Origin of the sequence: Pseudomonas psychrophila HA-4 (assembly GCF_000282975.1) — a bacterium.
Classification (GTDB): Bacteria; Pseudomonadota; Gammaproteobacteria; order Pseudomonadales; family Pseudomonadaceae; genus Aquipseudomonas; species Aquipseudomonas psychrophila_A.
In genome coordinates, this window is the sequence record NZ_ALJC01000031.1 from 82,291 (window position 1) to 102,123 (window position 19,833).

The 19,833-nt window shown below is 57.1% G+C and carries 19 protein-coding genes and 1 pseudogene; 4 read left to right on the forward strand and 16 right to left on the reverse strand.

What is annotated here, in order from left to right:
* Window positions 1–27: 27 nt before the first annotated feature.
* The 4 genes from B347_RS0104065 to B347_RS0104080 form a co-directional block, all read right to left on the reverse strand.
* A complete protein-coding gene (locus tag B347_RS0104065; RefSeq protein ID WP_019408431.1) occupies window positions 28–1,926 on the reverse strand; it encodes an FTR1 family protein in 1,899 nt (632 codons plus the stop codon).
* Between the two features lie 66 nt (window positions 1,927–1,992).
* Window positions 1,993–2,625 carry a LysE family transporter gene (locus B347_RS0104070; protein WP_019408432.1) on the reverse strand — a complete coding sequence of 211 codons (633 nt, stop codon included), beginning with the start codon at window positions 2,623–2,625 and terminating at the stop codon, window positions 1,993–1,995.
* Between the two features lie 145 nt (window positions 2,626–2,770).
* Entirely contained in the window at window positions 2,771–3,328 is a 558-nt protein-coding gene (locus B347_RS0104075) for a mechanosensitive ion channel family protein (protein WP_019408433.1), read from the reverse strand.
* Window positions 3,328–5,238: an ATP-binding cassette domain-containing protein gene (locus B347_RS0104080; RefSeq protein ID WP_019408434.1), complete on the reverse strand. Its 1,911-nt coding sequence runs from the start codon at window positions 5,236–5,238 to the stop codon at window positions 3,328–3,330. The genes B347_RS0104075 and B347_RS0104080 overlap by 1 nt, the downstream gene beginning before the upstream one ends.
* A gap of 50 nt (window positions 5,239–5,288) precedes the next feature.
* Here B347_RS0104080 and B347_RS0104085 point away from each other — a divergent pair, with 50 nt between their 5' ends.
* The gene (locus B347_RS0104085; protein WP_019408435.1) at window positions 5,289–5,753 is read left to right on the forward strand and encodes a TIGR02444 family protein; all 465 of its coding nucleotides are present in this window, start codon (window positions 5,289–5,291) and stop codon (window positions 5,751–5,753) included.
* Here the strand turns inward: B347_RS0104085 and B347_RS0104090 are convergent.
* Window positions 5,750–6,694, reverse strand: coding sequence for an AlgP family protein (locus tag B347_RS0104090; RefSeq protein WP_019408436.1), 945 nt, complete (start codon window positions 6,692–6,694; stop codon window positions 5,750–5,752). The genes B347_RS0104085 and B347_RS0104090 overlap by 4 nt on opposite strands.
* Before the next feature lie 237 nt (window positions 6,695–6,931).
* On the opposite strand from B347_RS0104090, the gene B347_RS0104100 reads away from it, so the two are divergent.
* A complete protein-coding gene (locus B347_RS0104100; RefSeq protein WP_019408438.1) occupies window positions 6,932–7,594 on the forward strand; it encodes an FKBP-type peptidyl-prolyl cis-trans isomerase in 663 nt (220 codons plus the stop codon).
* Window positions 7,595–7,719: 125 nt separating this feature from the next.
* On the opposite strand, the gene B347_RS0104105 is transcribed toward B347_RS0104100, so the two are convergent.
* The 8 genes and pseudogenes from B347_RS0104105 to B347_RS26370 all read right to left on the reverse strand — a co-directional run.
* Window positions 7,720–8,190, reverse strand: a complete 471-nt coding sequence (locus B347_RS0104105; RefSeq protein ID WP_019408439.1) for an Rsd/AlgQ family anti-sigma factor — start codon at window positions 8,188–8,190, stop codon at window positions 7,720–7,722.
* A gap of 185 nt (window positions 8,191–8,375) precedes the next feature.
* Entirely contained in the window at window positions 8,376–8,909 is a 534-nt protein-coding gene (locus tag B347_RS0104110; protein ID WP_019408440.1) for a disulfide bond formation protein B, read from the reverse strand.
* A gap of 192 nt (window positions 8,910–9,101) precedes the next feature.
* Window positions 9,102–10,328: a heme biosynthesis protein HemY gene (locus B347_RS0104115; RefSeq protein WP_019408441.1), complete on the reverse strand. Its 1,227-nt coding sequence runs from the start codon at window positions 10,326–10,328 to the stop codon at window positions 9,102–9,104.
* Window positions 10,325–11,452 (reverse strand): uroporphyrinogen-III C-methyltransferase, encoded by a 1,128-nt coding sequence (locus tag B347_RS0104120; protein WP_019408442.1) that lies wholly within the window; start codon window positions 11,450–11,452, stop codon window positions 10,325–10,327. Before B347_RS0104120 ends, B347_RS0104115 begins: the two co-directional genes overlap by 4 nt.
* 16 nt (window positions 11,453–11,468) lie before the next feature.
* Window positions 11,469–12,236, reverse strand: a complete 768-nt coding sequence (locus B347_RS0104125; protein ID WP_019408443.1) for a uroporphyrinogen-III synthase — start codon at window positions 12,234–12,236, stop codon at window positions 11,469–11,471.
* Entirely contained in the window at window positions 12,233–13,174 is a 942-nt protein-coding gene (hemC, locus tag B347_RS0104130; RefSeq protein ID WP_019408444.1) for a hydroxymethylbilane synthase, read from the reverse strand. The genes B347_RS0104125 and hemC overlap by 4 nt, the downstream gene beginning before the upstream one ends.
* Before the next feature lie 128 nt (window positions 13,175–13,302).
* Complete coding sequence (locus tag B347_RS0104135) at window positions 13,303–14,049, reverse strand: LytR/AlgR family response regulator transcription factor (protein WP_019408445.1); 747 nt, start codon at window positions 14,047–14,049, stop codon at window positions 13,303–13,305.
* Window positions 14,046–14,162, reverse strand: a pseudogene (locus tag B347_RS26370) (sensor histidine kinase); the annotation flags it as partial. The gene B347_RS0104135 and the pseudogene B347_RS26370, both read right to left, overlap by 4 nt.
* Before the next feature lie 271 nt (window positions 14,163–14,433).
* On the opposite strand from B347_RS26370, the gene argH reads away from it, so the two are divergent.
* Window positions 14,434–15,828: an argininosuccinate lyase gene (gene argH / locus B347_RS0104140; protein WP_026013981.1), complete on the forward strand. Its 1,395-nt coding sequence runs from the start codon at window positions 14,434–14,436 to the stop codon at window positions 15,826–15,828.
* Window positions 15,829–15,909: 81 nt separating this feature from the next.
* On the opposite strand, the gene B347_RS0104145 is transcribed toward argH, so the two are convergent.
* Window positions 15,910–16,569, reverse strand: a complete 660-nt coding sequence (locus B347_RS0104145; protein WP_019408447.1) for a glutathione S-transferase family protein — start codon at window positions 16,567–16,569, stop codon at window positions 15,910–15,912.
* Window positions 16,570–16,757: 188 nt separating this feature from the next.
* Window positions 16,758–17,417, reverse strand: a complete 660-nt coding sequence (locus B347_RS0104150; protein ID WP_019408448.1) for a glutathione S-transferase family protein — start codon at window positions 17,415–17,417, stop codon at window positions 16,758–16,760.
* Between the two features lie 126 nt (window positions 17,418–17,543).
* On the opposite strand from B347_RS0104150, the gene B347_RS0104155 reads away from it, so the two are divergent.
* Entirely contained in the window at window positions 17,544–17,828 is a 285-nt protein-coding gene (locus B347_RS0104155; RefSeq protein WP_019408449.1) for a hypothetical protein, read from the forward strand.
* 8 nt (window positions 17,829–17,836) lie between these two features.
* Here the strand turns inward: B347_RS0104155 and dibA are convergent, their stop codons facing one another.
* Window positions 17,837–19,759 (reverse strand): phosphodiesterase DibA, encoded by a 1,923-nt coding sequence (dibA, locus tag B347_RS0104160; protein ID WP_019408450.1) that lies wholly within the window; start codon window positions 19,757–19,759, stop codon window positions 17,837–17,839.
* Window positions 19,760–19,833: the final 74 nt, after the last annotated feature.

The following is a 19,833-nucleotide window of genomic DNA, read 5'->3' on the forward strand; positions in this document are numbered from 1 at the left end:
AGCTGCGGCTACAGGGGGAACAGCGGATTACGACATCTGCATCCGGCGCTTTTCGGCCAGTTTGCTGCGCCCGTAAAGCACGATGATCGCCAGTATCGCTACGGCTTGTGCGCTCAGTGAGTAGGCGTCGGCATGAATGCCCAGCCAGTCGAACTCAAAGAACGGCACAGGCCTTGTGCCGAAGATCCCGGCTTCTTGCAGCGCTTTCACACCATGGCCCGCGAAGACGACTGACAAGGCACACAGCAACGCGGCGTTGATGCCAAAGAACAAGGCCAGTGGCAATTTCGCCGAGCCGCGCAGGATGATCCATGCCAGGCCGATCAATAGCACCAGCGCCGTGGCGCCGCCCGCCAGCACAGCGTTATGGCCTGCAGGGCCGGCTTGCAGCCATAAGGTTTCGTAAAACAGGATCACTTCGAACAGTTCGCGGTAGACCGAGAAGAACGCCAGTACCGCGAAACCAAATCGCCCACCGCCTTTAACCAAACTGCTTTTGATGTAATCCTGCCACGCGGCGGCATGGCGGCGGTCGTGCATCCACACACCCAGCCACAACACCATGACGCTGGCAAACAGCGCCGTGCAGCCTTCCAGCAGTTCACGCTGAGCACCGCTGACGTCAATCACATAGGCCGCCAGCGCCCAGGTCGCAAGGCCCGCGACCAAGGCCAGCATCCAGCCGATGTTGACGCTGCGTACCGCTGACTGCTGGCCAGTATTGCGCAAGAACGCCAATACAGCGGCCAAGACTAGAATTGCCTCAAGGCCTTCACGTAGCAAAATCAACAGGCCCGAGATGTAGCTCAGTGACCAGCTCAAACCATCGTTGCCGAGCAACCCGGCCGACTCTTTGAGCAAGGCTTTGGCCGTGTCCAGACGCTGTTCGACTTGCTCAATCGGCAAACCGTCCTGCAACGATTGCCGGTAAGCCATCAGGGCTTTTTCGGTAGTTTTACGTACGTTGCTGTCGACGTTGTCCAGCGAGCTTTCAACCAGCTCAAAACCTTCCAGATACGCAGCTACAGACAGGTCGTAGGCTTGTTCGCGATCACCTGCACGATAAGCCGCGAGGCTTTTATCGAGGGTTTCGCGGGTGTAATCGAGCAACTGCGCCGGGCCACGCTTAACCTGAGGCGGCTGAGCACGCTGCGCACGGAATGTGGCGGCGGCCTGCGGGCCTTCAGCAGCTAACACTTCGCCGGGTGTCTGGCGGGCCAAATCGGCGAGGTTGTAGTTTTTATCAGCTTTGGTCGCCGCCGGATCAGCACTCAAACCGGCGACATAGGTGGCCAAGTCCCAGCGTTGGCGCTCATCCAACTGGTCGGCAAACGCTGGCATGTCTGTGCCTTCAACACCTAGCCCCAGCGTGTTGAAAATCGCGTAAAGGCTCAGGCGGTCTAGACGTGCTGCATCGCGCAGGTTGGCTGGCGGCGGTGTCATGCCCACGCTAGCCGGGCCATCACCTGCACCGGCTGCGCCGTGGCACACCGAACAATGCTGTGCATACAGCGGCGCACCGCGGGTTGGGTCAGGGGTAATAACCGGCGCCTGACTGACTTCGTAGGCGACGGCGAGTTTGGCGCCTAGCTGGCGCGCCGCACGGGCGACGCTAGCGCCGTCTTCACGTTGTTCTATAGCCGATTGCAGGGCATTGACACCCTGCGCCAGTTGCGCGCGCTCAGGGCGTTCTGGCAAATCAGCAATCAGGCCCTTGAGAACCGTCAAAAACTCTAACTGCTCGCGGTATTCGGTTTCGTCGATGACCTTGCCGTCTTCAACCGTAGGCGGATAGTCCGCCCCAATGTAGTCAATAAGGTGCAGCGCTTGAGAGGCACCTTCGGGGGAGTTGGCAGACACTGCAAAGCTGCACAACGCGAGCACTGGCACTATCAACCAGGCCAAAAAACGCGAGCGGGCGGTCATTAATACATCCGGACGGAAATGAGAAGTAACACATTGTTCACTTCCCATGACCTCGACTCAAGATTTTTAGGTGGTAGCGCGGTGCAACGTCGCAAGAAAACCGGCGGCACCCAAAAACAAACCCGCAAAGGTTCGGTTCATGCGGCGTTGCTGTTTAGGCGTGCGCAGCAGACGCAGCACCTTAGCCGCCAAACCTGTGTACCCCGCCATGACGATCAGGTCGACACCGATCATGGTCACGCCTAGCGTGAGGTATTGGCTAATCAGCGGTGCGTGAGGGTCTACAAACTGCGGCAATACCGCGAGCATGAAGACCAATGCTTTAGGGTTGCTGACGTTGACCAGAAAGCCGCGAAAGATCAGCGCCAGCGGCTTGCCGATGGGGCGGATGGCGGCATCATCGTTGAGGTCAGTTGGCAGGGCGCGCCATTGTTTGACCGCCAGGTAGACCAGATAGGCCACACCGAACCATTTGATCGCGTAGAAGGCGGTGGATGAGGCGGCAAGGACGGCGCCGACACCGGCGGCGATAATCGCTATTTGCAGCGCCAGCCCCAGTTGCAGGCCTAATGCATTCCAGTAGCCGCGCCAGAAGCCGTATTGCAAGCCACACGACATCGAAGCAATGGCGCCCGCGCCAGGAGACAGGCTGATGACCCAACAGGCAGCAAAAAAGGCCAACCACGTTTCCAACGACATCGTGCACCTCGGACAAAAGTTGTAACAAGTCGTTAAGCTAATGGGCTGGATGAAAATTGACCAGATTTTTTTGCTGACATTCCCTGTAGGAACGAGCTTGCCTCGCGATCTTTTGATCGTTAAAAGATCGCAAGGAGGCGTGTATTTAGATGTCGCCTTCGCGCCAGCGACGTACGGAGCGTTGGAAGAACAGGCTGTTGGGGACTTGCACCATGCTGCTGCCACTGCCCGCTTCTGCAGGCTCGATCAGGGTGGTGTAAAGCAGGTTGATCGCAACGACCCGGCCTTTGACGCCCGGTTTGTCGAGGGTGTCGAGCAATTCCACCACATCGCCAATGCGGAACGGGCCCACGGTGAAGATCAATACGGCGCACAGCAGGTTGGACAGCACGCTCCACATCGCGAAGAAGGCTATGGCCGCAACGGCCACAAACCCCGAGAGCGCGGTCCACAACACGGTGGCCGAGACGCCTAGACGCTCAAGGACGACGATCACTGCACTGCCCATGATGAACCAGCGCAAACCACCCCGCAGCGGCATCATCAACTGCGGCGGGAACGGGTAACGCTCACTGAGTCGGGTCAGGAATCGTGCGACGAAGCGCTGCGAGAAATACCCTGCAAGCAGGATCAGCAAGATCTGTAAGCCAAGCCACAGTGGTGCAATCAGCTCGGCCGGGACCGGCAAGTTGAGCGATTCCATCAGGACAGGGCTTCCAGCTCAGCTTGCAAAGTTTCAAGCAGTTCCAAGGCTTCCATCCAGCGCTCTTCGAGTTGGCCCTCGAGCACTTTGAGCTTGGCCTGATCAGCTAGCAGCTCGCGCAACTCGTCTTTGCGTGCCGCCTCGTAGACACCACTGTCGCCTAGGCTAGCTTCAATTTTGGCGAGCTTTTCGTTGACCTTGCCCAACTCGCTTTCGAGCTTGTCGGCTTCGCGCTTGTGCGGTGCCAACTGCTGGCGCAAGGCTGCGGCGGCCTGACGCTGTGCCTTTTTATCGGTCTTGTCAGGGTTGATCACGGTGTTGCTCACCGGCGCGTTGCGCAGGCGGTAATCGGCCAGCCAGCGGGCGTAGTCTTCGAGGTCGCCGTCGAATTCCTGCACCTTGCCATCGGCGACCAATAAGAACTCGTCGGTGGTGCTTTTGAGCAAGTGTCGATCGTGAGAGACCACCAATACCGCGCCGCTGAACTCTTGCAGGGCCATGGTCAGGGCCAAGCGCATTTCGAGGTCAAGGTGGTTGGTGGGTTCGTCGAGCAGCAGCAGGTTCGGCCGGCCCCACGCAATCAGCGCAAGTGCCAGACGGGCTTTTTCGCCGCCCGAGAAGTTCAGCACCGGCTCGTCGATGCGCGCACCCCGAAAGTCGAAACCACCCAGGAAGTCACGCAGGGTTTGCTCTCGTTCGGTCGGCGCCAGGCGCTGCATGTGCAGCAATGGGCTGGCCTTGGAGTCCAGCGAGTCGAGTTGGTGCTGGGCAAAGTAGCCCACCACCAGGTTTTCGCCACGGGCCAAACGACCCGACAGTGGCTCAAGTTCGCCCGCCAGGTTTTTGATCAGGGTCGATTTACCGGCACCGTTCGGGCCGAGCAAGCCAATCCGCGCGCCCGGAACCAACTGCAACTTGACCTTCTCAAGGATAGTTTTGTCGCCGTAACCCAAGCGTGCGTCCGACAAGTCGAGCAGCGGGCTGGACAGTTTGACCGCCTCGCGGAACACAAAATCGAACGGTGAGTCGACGTGGGCCGCGCTCAGTTCTTCCATGCGCTCAAGGGCCTTGATCCGGCTCTGCGCCTGACGCGCCTTGGTGGCTTGGGCCTTAAAGCGGGCAATGTAGCTTTCCATGTGTGCACGTTGCGCCTGTTGCTTCTCGTAGGCCTGTTGCTGCTGGGCCAGACGTTCGGCGCGGGCGCGTTCAAAAGCGCTGTAACCCCCACGGTAGAGGGTGATTTTGCGCTGATCAACGTGAGCAATGTTATCGACCACGGCATCGAGGAAATCCCGGTCGTGGGAGATCAACAGCAAGGTACCGGGATAACTTTTGAGGAAGTCTTCGAGCCACAGAATGGCGTCGAGGTCCAAGTGGTTGGTCGGTTCGTCGAGCAACAACAGGTCGGACGGGCACATCAGAGCCTGCGCCAGGTTGAGGCGCATGCGCCAGCCACCGGAGAAGTCGGCAACCGGACGGTCCATTTGTTCGTTGGTAAACCCCAAACCAGCGAGCATTTTTCGCGCACGGGCATCGGCGGTGTAGCCGTCGGCGCTATCCAGCTCGGCGTGCCAACGGGCCTGTGCGGCTCCGTCTTGGTCGGCTTCAGCCTGCGCGAGGTTGGCTTGAACCTCGCGCAAACGCTGGTCGCCATCGAGCACGTAGTCGATCGCAATACGGTCGAGCGTGTCGATTTCTTGCCGCATGTGGGCAATCCGCCAGTCGGCCGGTAGCAGACAATCCCCGGAATCAGGCGTCAACTCACCCAGCAGCAAGGCGAACAAAGTGGATTTACCGGCGCCATTGGCGCCGACCAAACCGGCTTTGTGGCCGGCGTGCAGGGTCAGCTCGGCGTCTTCTAGCAGACGTTGCGGGCCACGCTGTAAAGTCAGGTTCTGAAGTCGGATCATAATGGCGGCGGAGTCTACCAGCTTCCCTCTCAACTGGCGCGAATTGCACTATGCAGACTGATCTGTGGAATTACTGTTTGAAGGCCTATGCCCTCCCCGGGATTGAGCACGCGTGTTTACGCCTGCAAAGCCAGGGCCTGGATGTGTGCCTGTTGATGTGCGCCGCGTGGCTGGAACACCGCAACGTGGGCTATGACGAAGCGCGTCTTGAGTGCTTAAGAGCCCTCGCCCAACCATGGCAACGTAACGTGGTGCAACCTTTGCGCGAGTTACGTACGCAATGGCGCGAAGCGGCCACGCACGATGAAGCGCTATCGGCGTTACGCGAACAGGTCAAAGGGTTGGAGTTAGAGGCGGAGCGAACCTTATTGCGGCGGCTGGAGTCGGCAACCCAGCAATGGTTGCCAACCCAATCGCAAAGCAGCTGCGATTGGCTGCAAAGGATGGCAGACAGTGTCGACCACCCTGATTACGACGCGCTGCAAAAGCTGCGCGCCGCAATCAATCACGCTTAGGAAGCGCTGGAAGGGGTCGTAGCCGGGGTTGCAGCAGACGCCGCCGAAGCGGGCGCAGCAGCAGAAGCCGCAGGCGTGGCAGCTGGCGCTGTAGTGGCCTTGGCAGGAGCAGCAGCGGGCTTGGCAGCAGGCTTTCTAACCGCTGGTTTGACAGCGGGTTTAACCGGGGCTTTCGCTGCGCTTGCAGCAGGTTTGGCAGCAGCAGGCTTGGCGGCTGGTTTTGCCACAGCGGGTTTGGCCGCTGCCGGTTTTGCTGCAGCTGTTTTAGCGGCAGGCTTAGTCGGCGCTTTGGCAGCCACCGGTTTAGCGGCTACAGGCTTGGCCGCTGGTTTGGCAGCAGCTGTTCTAGCGGCGGCTGGCTTGGCTGCAGGGGCTTTGGTCGCAGCGGGTTTTGCGGCAGGCTTTTGTGCCGGTGCTTTAGCGGCTGGCTTGGCGGCTGCTTTTACCGGGGCTTTGGCTGGCGCTTTAGCAGCAGTCTTGGCGGCGGTTTTAGCGGGAGCTTTAGGAGCAGGTTTTTTGGCGCTGGTTGCAGGCTTAGCGTCACGAGTCGACAGAGCCTTGCCAACAGCCTCTTTAACACGGCCAATACCTTGGGCCAGTTTCAGGCTTTCTTGAGCGTCACGCTTGAGTTGCAGGATGTAGCTGCGCGTTTCGGTCTGGCGCTCTTTGAGCGAATCGAGCACGTCTTCAAGCTCTTTCACCACAGACTTGGCTTTGGTCTGTGCCTTGGACTTGCCTGCATGTGCAGCGTCTTGCAGTTTTTCACGCGACTTGTGCAGTTTTTCCTGAGCTTTGCCGCGCTGTTTTTCAAGTTTGGCCAGCAGCTTCTCAGCATCAGCCAGCGCTTGGGAACAAGCGCTTTCCAAATGCTCAAGCAGGCTGCCTGAGAGTTGTTGGAGCAGGTGCAACGGCGTGTTAACAGACTTCTTGTTGGCCGACATGGTTTACCTCCTGGCTGAAGTGAGTGCGGCTCATACTAGACCTCTGCAAGAACCGCCGCTAGATCATGTTGACACTAACCATAGCCACGGGTTGCATGGCGTTGCAAAAGGTTGTGCTGGATCAATCTTTAAATCTGTTCGGTGCTAATTTTTGCAGCCGCTTCAACATCTTTCAAAGCCCTGAATAAAACCTCGGATGTTGGCATAATCGCTCGCACTTCAGGCCGGAGAGTGCCCATGCTGCGTACGTTTCTATTGTCCTTGTTGTGCCTTACTCAGTGGGCTCATGCCGCCCCTTCGCCAAGCCCGCAAGCCGCGCACGACCTGGCTTACAGCTTGGGGGCTAGCCTTGGTGAACGCTTGCGCGATGAGGTCCCCGAGCTACAAATTCAAGCATTGATCGAAGGCTTACGAACCGCCTACCAAGGTAAACCGCTGGCACTGAGCGATGAGCGTATTGAGCAGATTCTGACTGCGCACCAGGTACAAGCAGACGCCGAGAATGCTCAACCGAGCAGTGAAAAAGCGCTGAGCGCTGAGCGTGTTTTTTTATTCAAAGAAAAACAGCAACCCGGTGCTCGCGAGTTGGTCGACGGCATTCTCGTCACTGAACTCAAGCCTGGAACCGGGGCAAAACCAGGCGCTCAAGCGTCGGTGTATGTGAACTATGTGGGGCGCCTGCCTGACGGCACCGTATTCGACCACAGCACTCAGCCGCAATGGTTTCGCCTGGACAGCGTGATTGCAGGCTGGCGCTCAGCGCTGACGCAAATGCCGGTGGGTTCGAAGTGGAGATTAGCGATACCGTCTGATCAGGCTTATGGCGCTGAAGGGGCGGGAGATTTGATTGCGCCCTACACGCCATTGGTGTTTGAGATCGAGTTGCTCGATACCAAGTAGGCCGTGTCTTAGTCGCTGTTGAGTGCGACTTTAGACCTGTGGGAGCGGGCGTGCCCGCGATTGGACCGACAAGGTGTCTCAAACCGCGCCGTCTGCATCGCTGGCAAGCCAGGCTCACACCCTGCTTAAACCTGCGCTGCTTCTTTCTGTTTGTGAGCGCTGTGCAGCACTTCAATCAGGCAGTCTTCAAGCTCAAAACGCTCATCCAGCAAGGCGCCAAGTTTTTTGAATTCGCCTGCGAGTTTTTCACAATCCGGACGATGGGCTTTACCGTCGCAGTGATCGTTGAAAGCCAGGGCGGCCTCGGTAATCACGTTGATTCGAGGATAGATGGTCTCAGCCAATGCGAGCCCGCGCTTATCATTGAAGGCTTGAGCCTCCTGATTGAGCTGCTCATAGATCCCGAAATGGCCTGCAGAAACGTAATCAACCAACACTTGGCAGAACTCTTTTTGAGGCCCGCGCTTGGGGTTGTTTTGTTGATCAATGACCGCTGCGTAAGCCATAACAAGTTTACGGCGCTCGTTCAACCAGCGATCTATCAACTGGTGGACACCATTGAAACGTTCCTGAGCACTCTCACATCTTTCGAGCATGATGATCTCTCTTCCCTTGTGGGCCCATGCCACCCGATTTTTGACCGGGCCTAAGTGAACCAAAACCTGTGTTGGTACACCGGCATTGGGCGGCATAACTCCAATAATGCGTGCGGGCCAGATTATGCCCGCTCGACAACTGCTTCAAGGTACGCACGAGAGAAAGTTCATACAAGCGTTTAATACTAACTGCTACTTCCCGTCGCAGGCCGAATGCGTTTTCTGAAGAAAAAGGAGCGCAACACCTGAAACAGACTCAGCACTGCCAGCCCTGAAAAGGCCAGCAGACTTAGCTCGGGAATGCTCAAGTCAAACAGCGTCCATTGAATTTGCGCACAGGCTTGCGTGTCCCGGTAGACCGACATAAATATCTGGCTGAGCGAAAGGTTGCTCCACAAATGAGCCAGATCGGGCTGACAGATCATCAGTTGTTCAGGCGCAAATCGCTGACTGAGCACCTGCTTGGTCGCACTCGCCGCGCCAGCGATTGCCAGCAACATGACCAGAAATGAATACGCCAGCGAACCGAAATGGCGAGGTGCATGAACATATGCAATCAAATTGACGAAACAGAATGCCTGCAAGAGGTAACGCTGTATTAAACAGAGCAAACAGGGCGTCAGCCCCGCCCCATACTCTAGGTACAGCGAAGCGTACAGCACCAAGGCACTGGCTAAAAAAGCCACAAGGAACAGGACACGTGAGCAGGCCAAAAACATGGCTTATCCGAAACAAAAGGGACAGGCGATTACGGTAGAGGAAAGCCATCAGCCCTTTCAAGGCCAGCCAATACGGACACTTCCTTAAGCCTGTAGGGAATTACCGACAGGCTTAGGAAGCATTGAGAGAAAATGGCGTCTGAAATTTCCGCAAGCACCTCAAAAGCGAATAACACCCGCAGTGGCAGCGCCCTATTCCGGCAACGGCAGCGCCAATAGACGCTCATCCAGCAGGTTCAAGCCTTCCTGAAACAACTGATTGCTGCGGGCAGTGTCGCCCAACTGCGCCAGAAGCCGTGCAAGCTCTGCACACGTTTCAGGGTTTCGCTCGAGTTTGAGGCTGCTCTCGAGGTAATCCCGAGCCTTGCCCCACAGGCTGTTTTGTAAGCACAAACGCCCCAGGGTCAGCAGCAAACTGGCGTCCGCAGGATGCGCTTTAAGCCAGCCTTCGGCAGTCTGCAATTGCTTCACCGGGTCGCTGCCTCGAAGCAGGCCATAGAGTCGCACCAGGTGACTGTCGTAGGTGCGCTTGAGTGCCCCGCGCACAACTTCTTCGGCCTCGGACTGCGCGCCCAGTCGGCGCAATTGCTCGGAGTAAGCCAAAACCAGTGTCGGCTCTTGACGTTGTGCGGAGGTCAATTGCTGCCACGCCAGTGTCAGTGATTGCAGGCCCGCATCGCCCTCTGTATTGCGTTGCGCCGCCAAGCTGAGGTTTTGCCCCCAGGCACGGCGCTCAAGCTCAGCAAGCTCTTGGGCCGGCAACACTTTGTCTTTACGCAGCTCGGGCAACAAGCGAATCAGCGCTCCCCAGTCGCCGCGCTGTTGGTGCAGACGTTGCAACTGACGCAACACCTGCACGTTGTGCGGGTGGCGTTCGTGCATGGCTTGCAAGGTCGTCAGCGCGCCTTCTGTGTCAGCACGGTCGACCTGCAATTGCGCATGGCTCAACGCAATGGCCAGTTCGGCCTGAGGCTGACGCTCCAGCGCGCGCTCAAGCAGGCTGTCACTTTCTTCGTAGCGCCCTTGCTCATTGGCTGCTCGCGCTGCACCGAGGTAGTAAAGCAGCGGTTGACGTTCGGCTTCTGCCGCACGAGAAAGGTGTTTTTGAGCACTGGCCCAACGCCCCTCGGCAAGATCCATTTGCCCCTGCTCGATAGCGACCTGCACCCGACGGCTGCGGTTGCGTCGCGACCAAGGGTTAACCAGTCCGGTCGACGCTGTGAACAGCTCAACCAGCAACTTGATACCCCAAATCACCAGCCACAGGATCACCAGCACAGCCGCAGAGGCCCACACACTGGACTCGTAGCGGAAGTTTTTGTAGGCAACCAGCACATAACCTGCGTCCTCAGCGATTGCCAGGCCGACGCAAGCAGCGGCCGCAATCAACAAGAACACAATCACATAAAGGCGTTTCATGGACGGGTCTCCTGCGCAGGATTGGCAGCCGCACGACCCGGTTCATCAGCCTCGACATGGCGGCGTTCAAGGTACGCCTGAACCGCACTCAAGGTGCCCGCGAGGTCTGGGGTTTTGACCGCAACTGGCTGTTTACTGAGCTCAACCACTTGTTCCAGAATCTTTTTGCTTAGGGCATTGTCTTGATTGAAGTTGCCTTTGAGCACCTCTTGCGCTTGGGCCAGCGCCTGGGTGTACACCGATTCTTGACCATTGAGTGCAGCCCATTGCGCTTGCTCCAGCGCCAAGCTCAAGGCGAGGCGCACCTGAGTCAGGCTTTGGCCCGCCAGCAGTGGCCGCACGTTTTTGTCGGCATTGAAGTCGATGCGGATGTAATGCGAAATCTCATCCCACCACTGCGCGAAGCGGCTTGCGCCGTCACCATCGGCAGTCAGCCCCAGTAACGAATCGCCTGAATCCTTGAATTCGGGCGCTAATGCGTTGAGCTGAACCACTTGATCGCGCAAGGCCGCCAACTGCAAAAACAAGCCGGTGCGGTCAGGCTGCTCAACGCTGCGCAAGGCTGCCAGACTCTTGGCTAATTGTTCGCGCGCAGCGAATGAGGCCGGATCATTTTGTTCACGCAAAATATCATCCGCGCCCTGCACCAATGCCTGCGCACTGCTGATGTCTTGTAGTGCTGACAAACGCAAGCTGGCCAGGCGTAGCAAGTGCTCGGCTTCAGCCAGACGCCAGTCTTTGCGGCTCGCACCCAGTACCGTTTCAAGGCGCTGATTCAAGCGCTGTTGATCGCCCTGCAATTGCACAACCAACTGGCGTTGGTTATCCAACTCGTTGGCAGCAGGCAATTGATTGAGGCGGGTCAGCAATTGTTGCTCGCCCTGTTTGATCGACAGTGTTTGCGCGCCCAGTGCCTGAACCTCAGACAACTGCTCTGCGGTGCTGGCCTGCAGGTGACGCACCTGCCACACCCCCCAACCGCCAATCGCAATACCGGCAGCACCTAGCAACAGTGCAAAGGCGGCCAAGCCATTGCTCCGACGCTCAGGTTTGCTCACTGGCTTTTCAACCGGCGCTTCTGGCGCGGGCTGCACGTGTTCTTTTGGCAAGACTGTTTCGCTCACGTATCCATCCTTTGCGTTAGAAAGCAGGTACGGGGTGTTCCCGTAGCGCCGCCAGCAAAGCCGCAGCGCTCGCGCCACGACAATCCACAACGTTTTTGGCCCCCGCACTGCGCGCTATCTGCGCAACCCGAGGGCTTGGAACAAACAACGTCATGCAGCCAAGTTGCGGCCAGGCATCGCCTGCCAACTGGTGCAAATGTTCAAACCCCTGTCCACTGCTGACCACTAGGCCGTTCAGGCGTTCCACTTTTACGCGCTGAGGCAGTGTTTGAGGCGGGTATAACGGCAAGTCTCGACGATACAGTTCAAGGTAGTCGACCTGTGCGCCAAGGCTGCGCATGCGTTCAGCCAGCATCTCTCGCCCGCCTTCGCCCCGCATGATCAACACCCGTGGCTCGTTACACGCAACAGCCTGCGTAAATGCCGGCAGCGCCAGCAAGGCCTCGCTGTCATCTGCGGATAAAGGGTAGCTAACATCGAGGCCATAGTCGGCGAGAATCTGCGCGGTAGCGGCACCGACACTGAACCACTTTTGCGCGGGGGGTTGCGGCCAGTAGTGGCTGACCAGCTCTAGGCCAAGTCGAGCCGCAGGTTTGCTTACCACGATCACCGCGCAATAACGGTTCAGGTTCGCGATCAGATCGCGCTGACTATCGCTCAATGCCAATGGCTCGATGGCCAGCAGCGGCAGACGACTGCTGAACACCCCCGCGGCGGCCAACGCGCTCGCGAGAGCCGCCGACTCTTCGGCGGGTCGGGTCAGCAGCAGGCGCCAGCCTGTCACTCGTGGCCCGCCTCACCGTAAACCGCTTTGAGAATCGCACCAGCACCTTGCGCCAGCAAGTCTTCAGCCACCTGAATCCCCAATGCTGTCGCTGCGCTTTGCGGGGCACGGGCCTGGGCGCTCAATAGCACGCCACCGCTCGGTTCGCCGACCAGGCCACGTAGCCAAATTTGCTCACCTTCAAGCACTGCATAACAGGCAATCGGCACCTGACAGCCGCCATTCAGATGTTTGTTAAGCGCTCGCTCGGCAGTGACGCGCACGGCTGTGTCGGCATGGTGCAGCGGCGCCAGCAAGGCGTGAATTTCGTTGTCAGCGCTGCGGCATTCAATACCTACGGCGCCTTGGCCGCCAGCCGGCAGGCTGTCTTCGATGCTGATCGCCGAGGTAATGCGGTCTTCAAAGCCCAAGCGGATCAGGCCCGCAGCAGCCAGGATGATGGCGTCGTATTCGCCCGCGTCGAGCTTGGCCAGACGGGTGTTGACGTTGCCGCGCAGAAAACGGATTTGCAGATCAGGACGACGGGTCAATAACTGGGCCTGACGGCGCAGGCTAGACGTTCCGACCACGCTGCCTTGAGGCAAATCGTCGAGGCTGGCAAACGTATTGGAGACGAAAGCGTCGCGCGGGTCTTCGCGCTCGCAGATGCAGAACAAACCAAGGCCTTCAGGGAAGTCCATCGGGACGTCTTTCATCGAGTGCACAGCGATGTCGGCTTCGTTTTCGAGCAGGGCGGTTTCTAGTTCTTTGACGAACAGGCCCTTGCCGCCGATTTTCGACAGTGGTGAGTCCAGCAGCTTGTCGCCACGGCTGACCATAGGCACCAGCGTCACCACAAGACTTGGGTGAGCCTGCTCTAAACGGGCTTTAACGTATTCGGCCTGCCACAGGGCCAAGGCGCTTTTACGGGTAGCGATGCGGATTTCGCGAGAGGACATGGATCAATCCGTACTGAAAAGATACGGCTGATAATAACAGCTCAGCCAAAACAGCTTTGACTTGTATCAGAAAGTACGTGGCCTCCCTGGCCCAAAACCGTCCCCCATGTGCTCTTTAGCCCTGCAGGCTAAAGCTGTTGCATCATTTTTCGCACACCCGCGACATGACGTCGACTTACAATCAGCGCATCGCCATTGAGCCCCTTGAGGAACAACTGAAAATGCCCCAACGGAGTGCGCTGCATACGCTCTATGCGATCACGCGCCACCAATGCATTGCGGTGAATGCGTACAAAACGATCACCGAATTCGTCTTCAAGGGCTTTGAGCGGTTCATCAAGCAGGACTTCGCCGCCCTCGTGACGCAAGGTCACGTATTTATGATCAGCAATGAAGTAAATCACTTTGTCGATGGGGATCAGCTCAATGCCTTTTCGGGTTCGGGCACTGATGTGACTACGCGGGCCGCTGCCCGTTTGCGCAGCAGGCCGCGTAAGGGCCGCCAGTTGCACGCGATTTGGCCGGTGGGCGTCTTTCAAGGCCGCACTCAGGGCCTCGGCGCTGACCGGCTTGTGCACGTAGCTGACACCGCTGTCTTGCAAGGCCTGCACGGAAAACTCGTCAGGCGCGACGCAAAACACCACCGCGGGTGGCAACTCACGCTCACATAATTTGGCTGCTACCTGTAACCCGTCCAAGCCCGGCATCTGGATGTCGAGAAGAACGACATCCGGTTTCAGACTTTCGATCAGGCTCAGTGCCTCTTCGCCATGAGTGGCGGCGGGCTCTAGCAACGTATAACCCCCGGCGACGCTGAGCAAACGGCTCAAATGTTCGCGGGCCAAGGTTTCGTCATCAACGATCAGGACATTCATATAGCGCTGTATTCCTGCGTGAGTCTCGCACAAGGATAGCGTAGACAGGTGAAGTGACGACTGTCACGGCGATCCACGCTAAGACTAGCGCGAAGGCCAAAAAGTGCCGCAAGTGGCACAGCAAAATTCACCTGTGTCTGTTGCTCGATTTAATACCGGATACGTCCAACAATCTACAACGACCTGTAAAGACTGATCCCTACGAGCAACTGTAGACGTTTGCCAAGACGAAAGTGGCCAATCGATACATTTCGTTTCGGTATTTTGTTTATACCTCACTTCATCTAAAACCTGCCGACCTGCGTCAACGCCATGAATGGCAACCCTGTTATGATCTGCAGCAACTTTTTTATGTACTCCCCTCAGCCGATTACGAGCGAATCCATGAGCACCGACAAGACCAATCAGTCCTGGGGCGGCCGCTTCAGTGAACCCGTCGACGCCTTCGTTGCGCGCTTCACTGCCTCCGTCACTTTCGACCAGCGCCTTTATCGTCACGACATCATGGGCTCTGTGGCCCACGCCACCATGCTGGCCAAGGTCGGCGTGCTGACCGATGCCGAGCGCGACAGCATCATCGAAGGTTTGAAAACCATCCAGGGCGAAATCGAGGCCGGCACCTTTGACTGGCGCATCGACCTAGAAGACGTGCACATGAACATTGAGGCGCGCCTGACCGATCGCATCGGTGTGACCGGTAAAAAATTGCACACCGGCCGTAGCCGTAACGACCAGGTAGCAACCGATATTCGCCTGTGGCTGCGTGATGAAATCGACGTCATCCTGGCTGAAATTACGCGCCTGCAAAAAGGCCTGCTGGAGCAAGCCGAGCGCGAAGCCGAGACCATCATGCCGGGCTTCACGCACCTGCAAACGGCTCAACCGGTGACTTTCGGTCACCACATGCTGGCCTGGTTCGAAATGCTGAGCCGCGACTATGAGCGCCTTATCGACTGCCGCAAGCGCACTAACCGCATGCCTCTGGGCAGCGCCGCACTGGCCGGTACGACCTACCCGATTGACCGCGAACTGACTGCTCAATTGCTGGGCTTTGACGCTGTGGGCGGCAACTCGCTGGACAACGTTTCCGACCGCGATTTCGCCATCGAATTCTGCGCCGCCGCCAGCATCGCGATGATGCACTTGTCGCGCTTCTCCGAAGAGCTGGTGCTGTGGACCAGCGCTCAATTCCAGTTCATTGATCTGCCAGACCGTTTCTGCACCGGCAGCTCGATCATGCCGCAAAAGAAAAACCCCGACGTGCCCGAGCTGGTTCGTGGCAAAAGTGGCCGTGTGTTTGGCGCCTTGATGGGCCTGCTGACCCTGATGAAAGGCCAGCCATTGGCCTACAACAAGGACAACCAAGAAGACAAAGAGCCGCTGTTCGACGCTGCCGACACCTTGCGTGATTCGCTGCGCGCCTTTGCGGACATGATCCCGGCGATCAAACCCAAGCACGCGATCATGCGTGAAGCAGCGCTACGTGGTTTCTCGACGGCAACTGACTTAGCCGACTACCTAGTGCGCCGTGGCTTACCGTTCCGTGACTGCCACGAGATCGTGGGCCATGCCGTGAAGTATGGCGTGGAGACGGGCAAAGACCTGGCTGAAATGAGCCTGGAAGAACTGCGCCAGTTCAGCGATCAGATCGAAGACGATGTGTTTGCGGTGCTGACCCTGGAAGGTTCGGTCAATGCGCGTAACCACATCGGCGGCACTGCACCTGCTCAGGTGAAAGCAGCTGTTGTTCGCGGCAAGGCGTTGTTGGCCAGCCGTTAATAGCGCGAACCGTGTAGGAGCGAGCTTGTTCGCGATCTTTTAAACATTCAAAAGATCGCGAGGCAGCTCGGGCCTACAAACTCAGGCTGTTTTGATTCGCTCCAGAAACAGCGGAATATCCTCCATCCGCTCTGCCGCGACTCTCTGTACGTTCGGATTTTTGGCTAACAACGCCAGCAACGCCCGCGCTTTGGGCATGTCAGCCAGCACATCCACATCAAACAGCTTTTTCGCCACCATGGCGGCCAAATCCACGCTGTAGAGAAAGTACAGATCCGCCACCGTGAATTGCTCACCCATCACGTACGGGGCAAATTTCGCGCGCCGCGACAATGTCGCAAATCCCTTGATCATGTCCCGCTCAGCCTTGCGCTTGAGTGCCTCGGGCGTAGGTCGTCCGCCAAAAATCACTTCGGCGTAACACAGCCGCGCAGGCAGTTCGATGTATAGCTCGATTTCTTTAGCCATGGCGCGCACTTGGGCGCGGGCGAAAGGGTCAGGCGGTAATAGCGCAGGCCCACATTGAGTCTCTTCGAGGTAGTCCAGAATCGCATCGGTTTCACTGAGAAACCCTTGTTCGGTCTCTAGCGCCGGGACTTTGCCGCGCGGGCTGACCGCGAGAATGGCCGGGTTCTGACACCCGTGAAAAGGCACAACCTCGTAAGCAATACCCTTTTCCAATAGTGCTAACTTGACCATATTGAAGTAGTTACTGGCCGCAAATCCGTAAAGTTTCAGCATCTCGGTCATCCTTAAATAGTTAGAGCATCAACTCTATTTAGGCTAATGACTGCGACGGAATTCGCACTAAACGACCTATTACAGAATGCATCTAAATGTGTTTACTTATGACAACAACTTAGAGAAAAACCCTACTTCTGTGTTCGAAAAAACGCCAGCGTAATAGCTGGCGTTCGTACGACTAACCGTTACTGTTTACCGCTGACCCACTCTAGGAACTGCGGCATTGCCGCCTCTCTGTCGGCAGCAATACGCTTCACGTGCGGGTTTTGCTCAAAGCGCTCAAGGAGCGCCTTGGCCGCTGGCAACTCAGCCAGCAGGTCCAGATTGAACACTTTATGACCTACAGCACAGGCCAGGCTGACGCTGTAGAGGAAGTAAATGTCCGCCATGCTCAGCGTTTCGCCAGCGACATAGGGTGAGAATTTTCCGTGCCGTGCGAGCGAAGAAATGCCTTGCAGCAGTTCAGCCTTGGACTTTTTCTTGATTGCATCGGGCACGGGCATACCGAAGAAGGCTTCGGCGTAACAAGCACGGGCAGGAAGCTCGATATACAACTCGATTTCTTTAGCCAACGCCAACACGTGAGCGCGCTCAAAGGGATCGGTCGGCAGCAGTTTAGGGCCTGGTTGAGTCTGCTCGATGTAGTCGAGAATAACGCTGGTTTCGTTGACGAAACCTTGCTCGACACCCAACACCGGCACTTTACCGCACGGACTTACGATGAGCGCCTCGGGGGTTTGCCCGGCAAAAAATGGCACCTCTTCAAAGCAAAGGCCCTTTTCCAGCAGCGCCAGCTTGACCATGTTGTAGTAGTTACTAACCGCGAATCCATAAAGCTTGAGCATTACTTATACCTCCAGGCCGTGTTGGGGTTGGCAGCGGCTGTTATAGAGCTTCGCCGCTAAGCTGGCTAGCAGCATCACCTTGGTGAATACCGCTAAACTGCCGGTCTTAACTTAAGGAGCCTGCCCGTGAGCGAGCCAACAGATATCGACAACGACGAAGAAGAGTTCACCGAGTCCACGCTGACCCAGGCGATTGAGAACCAGATCGAAAGCGACACGCCTCCAGCCGCCAAAGCTACGTTCAATAAATTGACCTTGGTCGGTTACGAGCGCGAAGAGATTCTGAACTTGATGGCCCACGTGTTGGCCGTAGAAATTGACGCGATGCTCGATGAAGATCGCGCATTTAACACCGAGTGGTACGAGACTGCGCTTCGTGCACTGCCTGAGTTGCCGCCCGAGAAGCCTTAATCCTTAGCTCAGCGACTGATCACAGGCGCTCGCTGCCAATCCAGTTCACTGGCCGGCATCGGGCGCCCAAACCAGTAGCCCTGCCCCAGATTGCAGTTAAGGTTGAGCAGAAACTGCGCCTGTTCAATTTGCTCGATCCCTTCTGCGTGCACTTGCAGCCCCATGCTCTGAGAAAGCGCGATGACCGCGCGAACAATCGCCACGTCGTCGTTATCTTCAGGCAGCCCGGCGACAAACCCCTGATCGATTTTGAGTTTCTGCACAGGCAGGCGCTTGAGCCGCAGCAGTGATGAGAAACCGGTTCCGAAGTCATCTATGGCCAAGCGCAAACCCAGCGCTCGCAGCCGGTGCATCTGCTCTAGCGCGCCTTGCGAGTCATCCATTACCGCGCTTTCGGTGACTTCGAGCTCCAGCAGGGCCGGGTCTAACCCGGTGTCCGCCAGCACGGTCGAAACCAGCGTGTACAACTCCGGACGAGCAAACAAGCGGCTAGATATGTTCACGGCCACGAACGACAAGTCCACTCCTGCCGATTGCCACTGACACATCTGCCAACACGCTTGCTCCAACACCCACGCGTCGATTTCGGCAATCAGCCCGGTGCGCTCGGCGATGGGAATAAACTCGCCTGGGGGCACCAAGCCTCGCAGCGGATGCTGCCAGCGCACCAATGCTTCAACGCCAATTAGTCGGCTGGAGTTCAGGTCATGCACGGGCTGGTAGTAAACCCGCAGTTCATGTTGCTCCAGCGCACGGCGCAAGTCGCTGGCCACCTCAATGCGGTTAAGTGCATGCACCGTCAGTTCTTCGGTATACAAGGCGTAGCCTTCACGACCCGCATTTTTGGCCTTGAACAAGGCTGAGTCCGCGTTACGCAGCAACTGTTCGGCGTTCTGCGCGTCACTGGGAAACACGCTGATACCCACGCTGGCACTGATAAACAGCTGATGCTTTTCGATATCAAAAGCCGCCTTCATGACCTCCAGCACCTGTTGCGCCAAGGCTTCTGCTTGGCTGTCTGTTGCGCAATTTTCTATCAGCACGGCAAATTCGTCGCCGCCCAACCGGGCTACGGTAAAACCCTTGCCAAAAACCCCCTGCAAACGATCGCTGACCCCTTTGAGCAAAAGGTCGCCGACGTTGTGCCCAAGGCTGTCATTAATAATTTTGAAATGATCAAGGTCGATGATTAGCAGCGCGCAGCCTGAGGTATGACGTTGCGCCGTGACCAGTGCCTGTTCGGTGCGATCAGTGAATAGCAGGCGATTAGGCAGTTCGGTCAGCGGGTCATGGTGGACCAGCCGTGCCAATTCACTCTGCGACTTTTTAATCGCCGATATGTCCGTGAACACCGCGACGTAGTGGCTAAGTTGCCCTTGGGAATCGTTGATCGCACGAACGGTTTGCCATTGCGGAAAAATTTCACCGCTTTTGCGACGGTTCCAAATCTCGCCTTGCCAGTCACCGTTGTCTTTTAATGCCTTGAATACTGCCTGATAGAACTCGGGGCCATGGTGGCCTGATTTGAACATGTTGGGACGTCGACCCAGCACCTCTTCTACCGTATATCCGGTGATTTCAACCAGAGCGCGATTCACATGCACAATCACGCCATTACGGTCGGTGACCAGCACACCTTCGCGCGTACAATCAAAAACCACCTCAGCTTGGCGTAGACGCTCTCGGTCCTGATGTTGACGCTGCAAGCTGGCGCCCGCTCCCAAAAAGCTCAACAGCCGGGCTCGGGCGACAAAAATCAGTACGGCGCTGACAAACGCCCAAACGTAGCTATTTATGAGTTCCCAGCGGGCCAACTGCGTCGGCTCATAGAAATAGCTGCTCAATAAATAATCAGTTAGTTGCAGCCAGACTACCGATATCAGTACGTATAACAGGGCCGCACGCAAGGCATCACGATAAGAAACCGACATATGAAAGTTATAGCGCCTACAAAAAAAAGGGAATTATAGTGTAAGAAACATCCGGGCACTCTTATCTGAAAGGG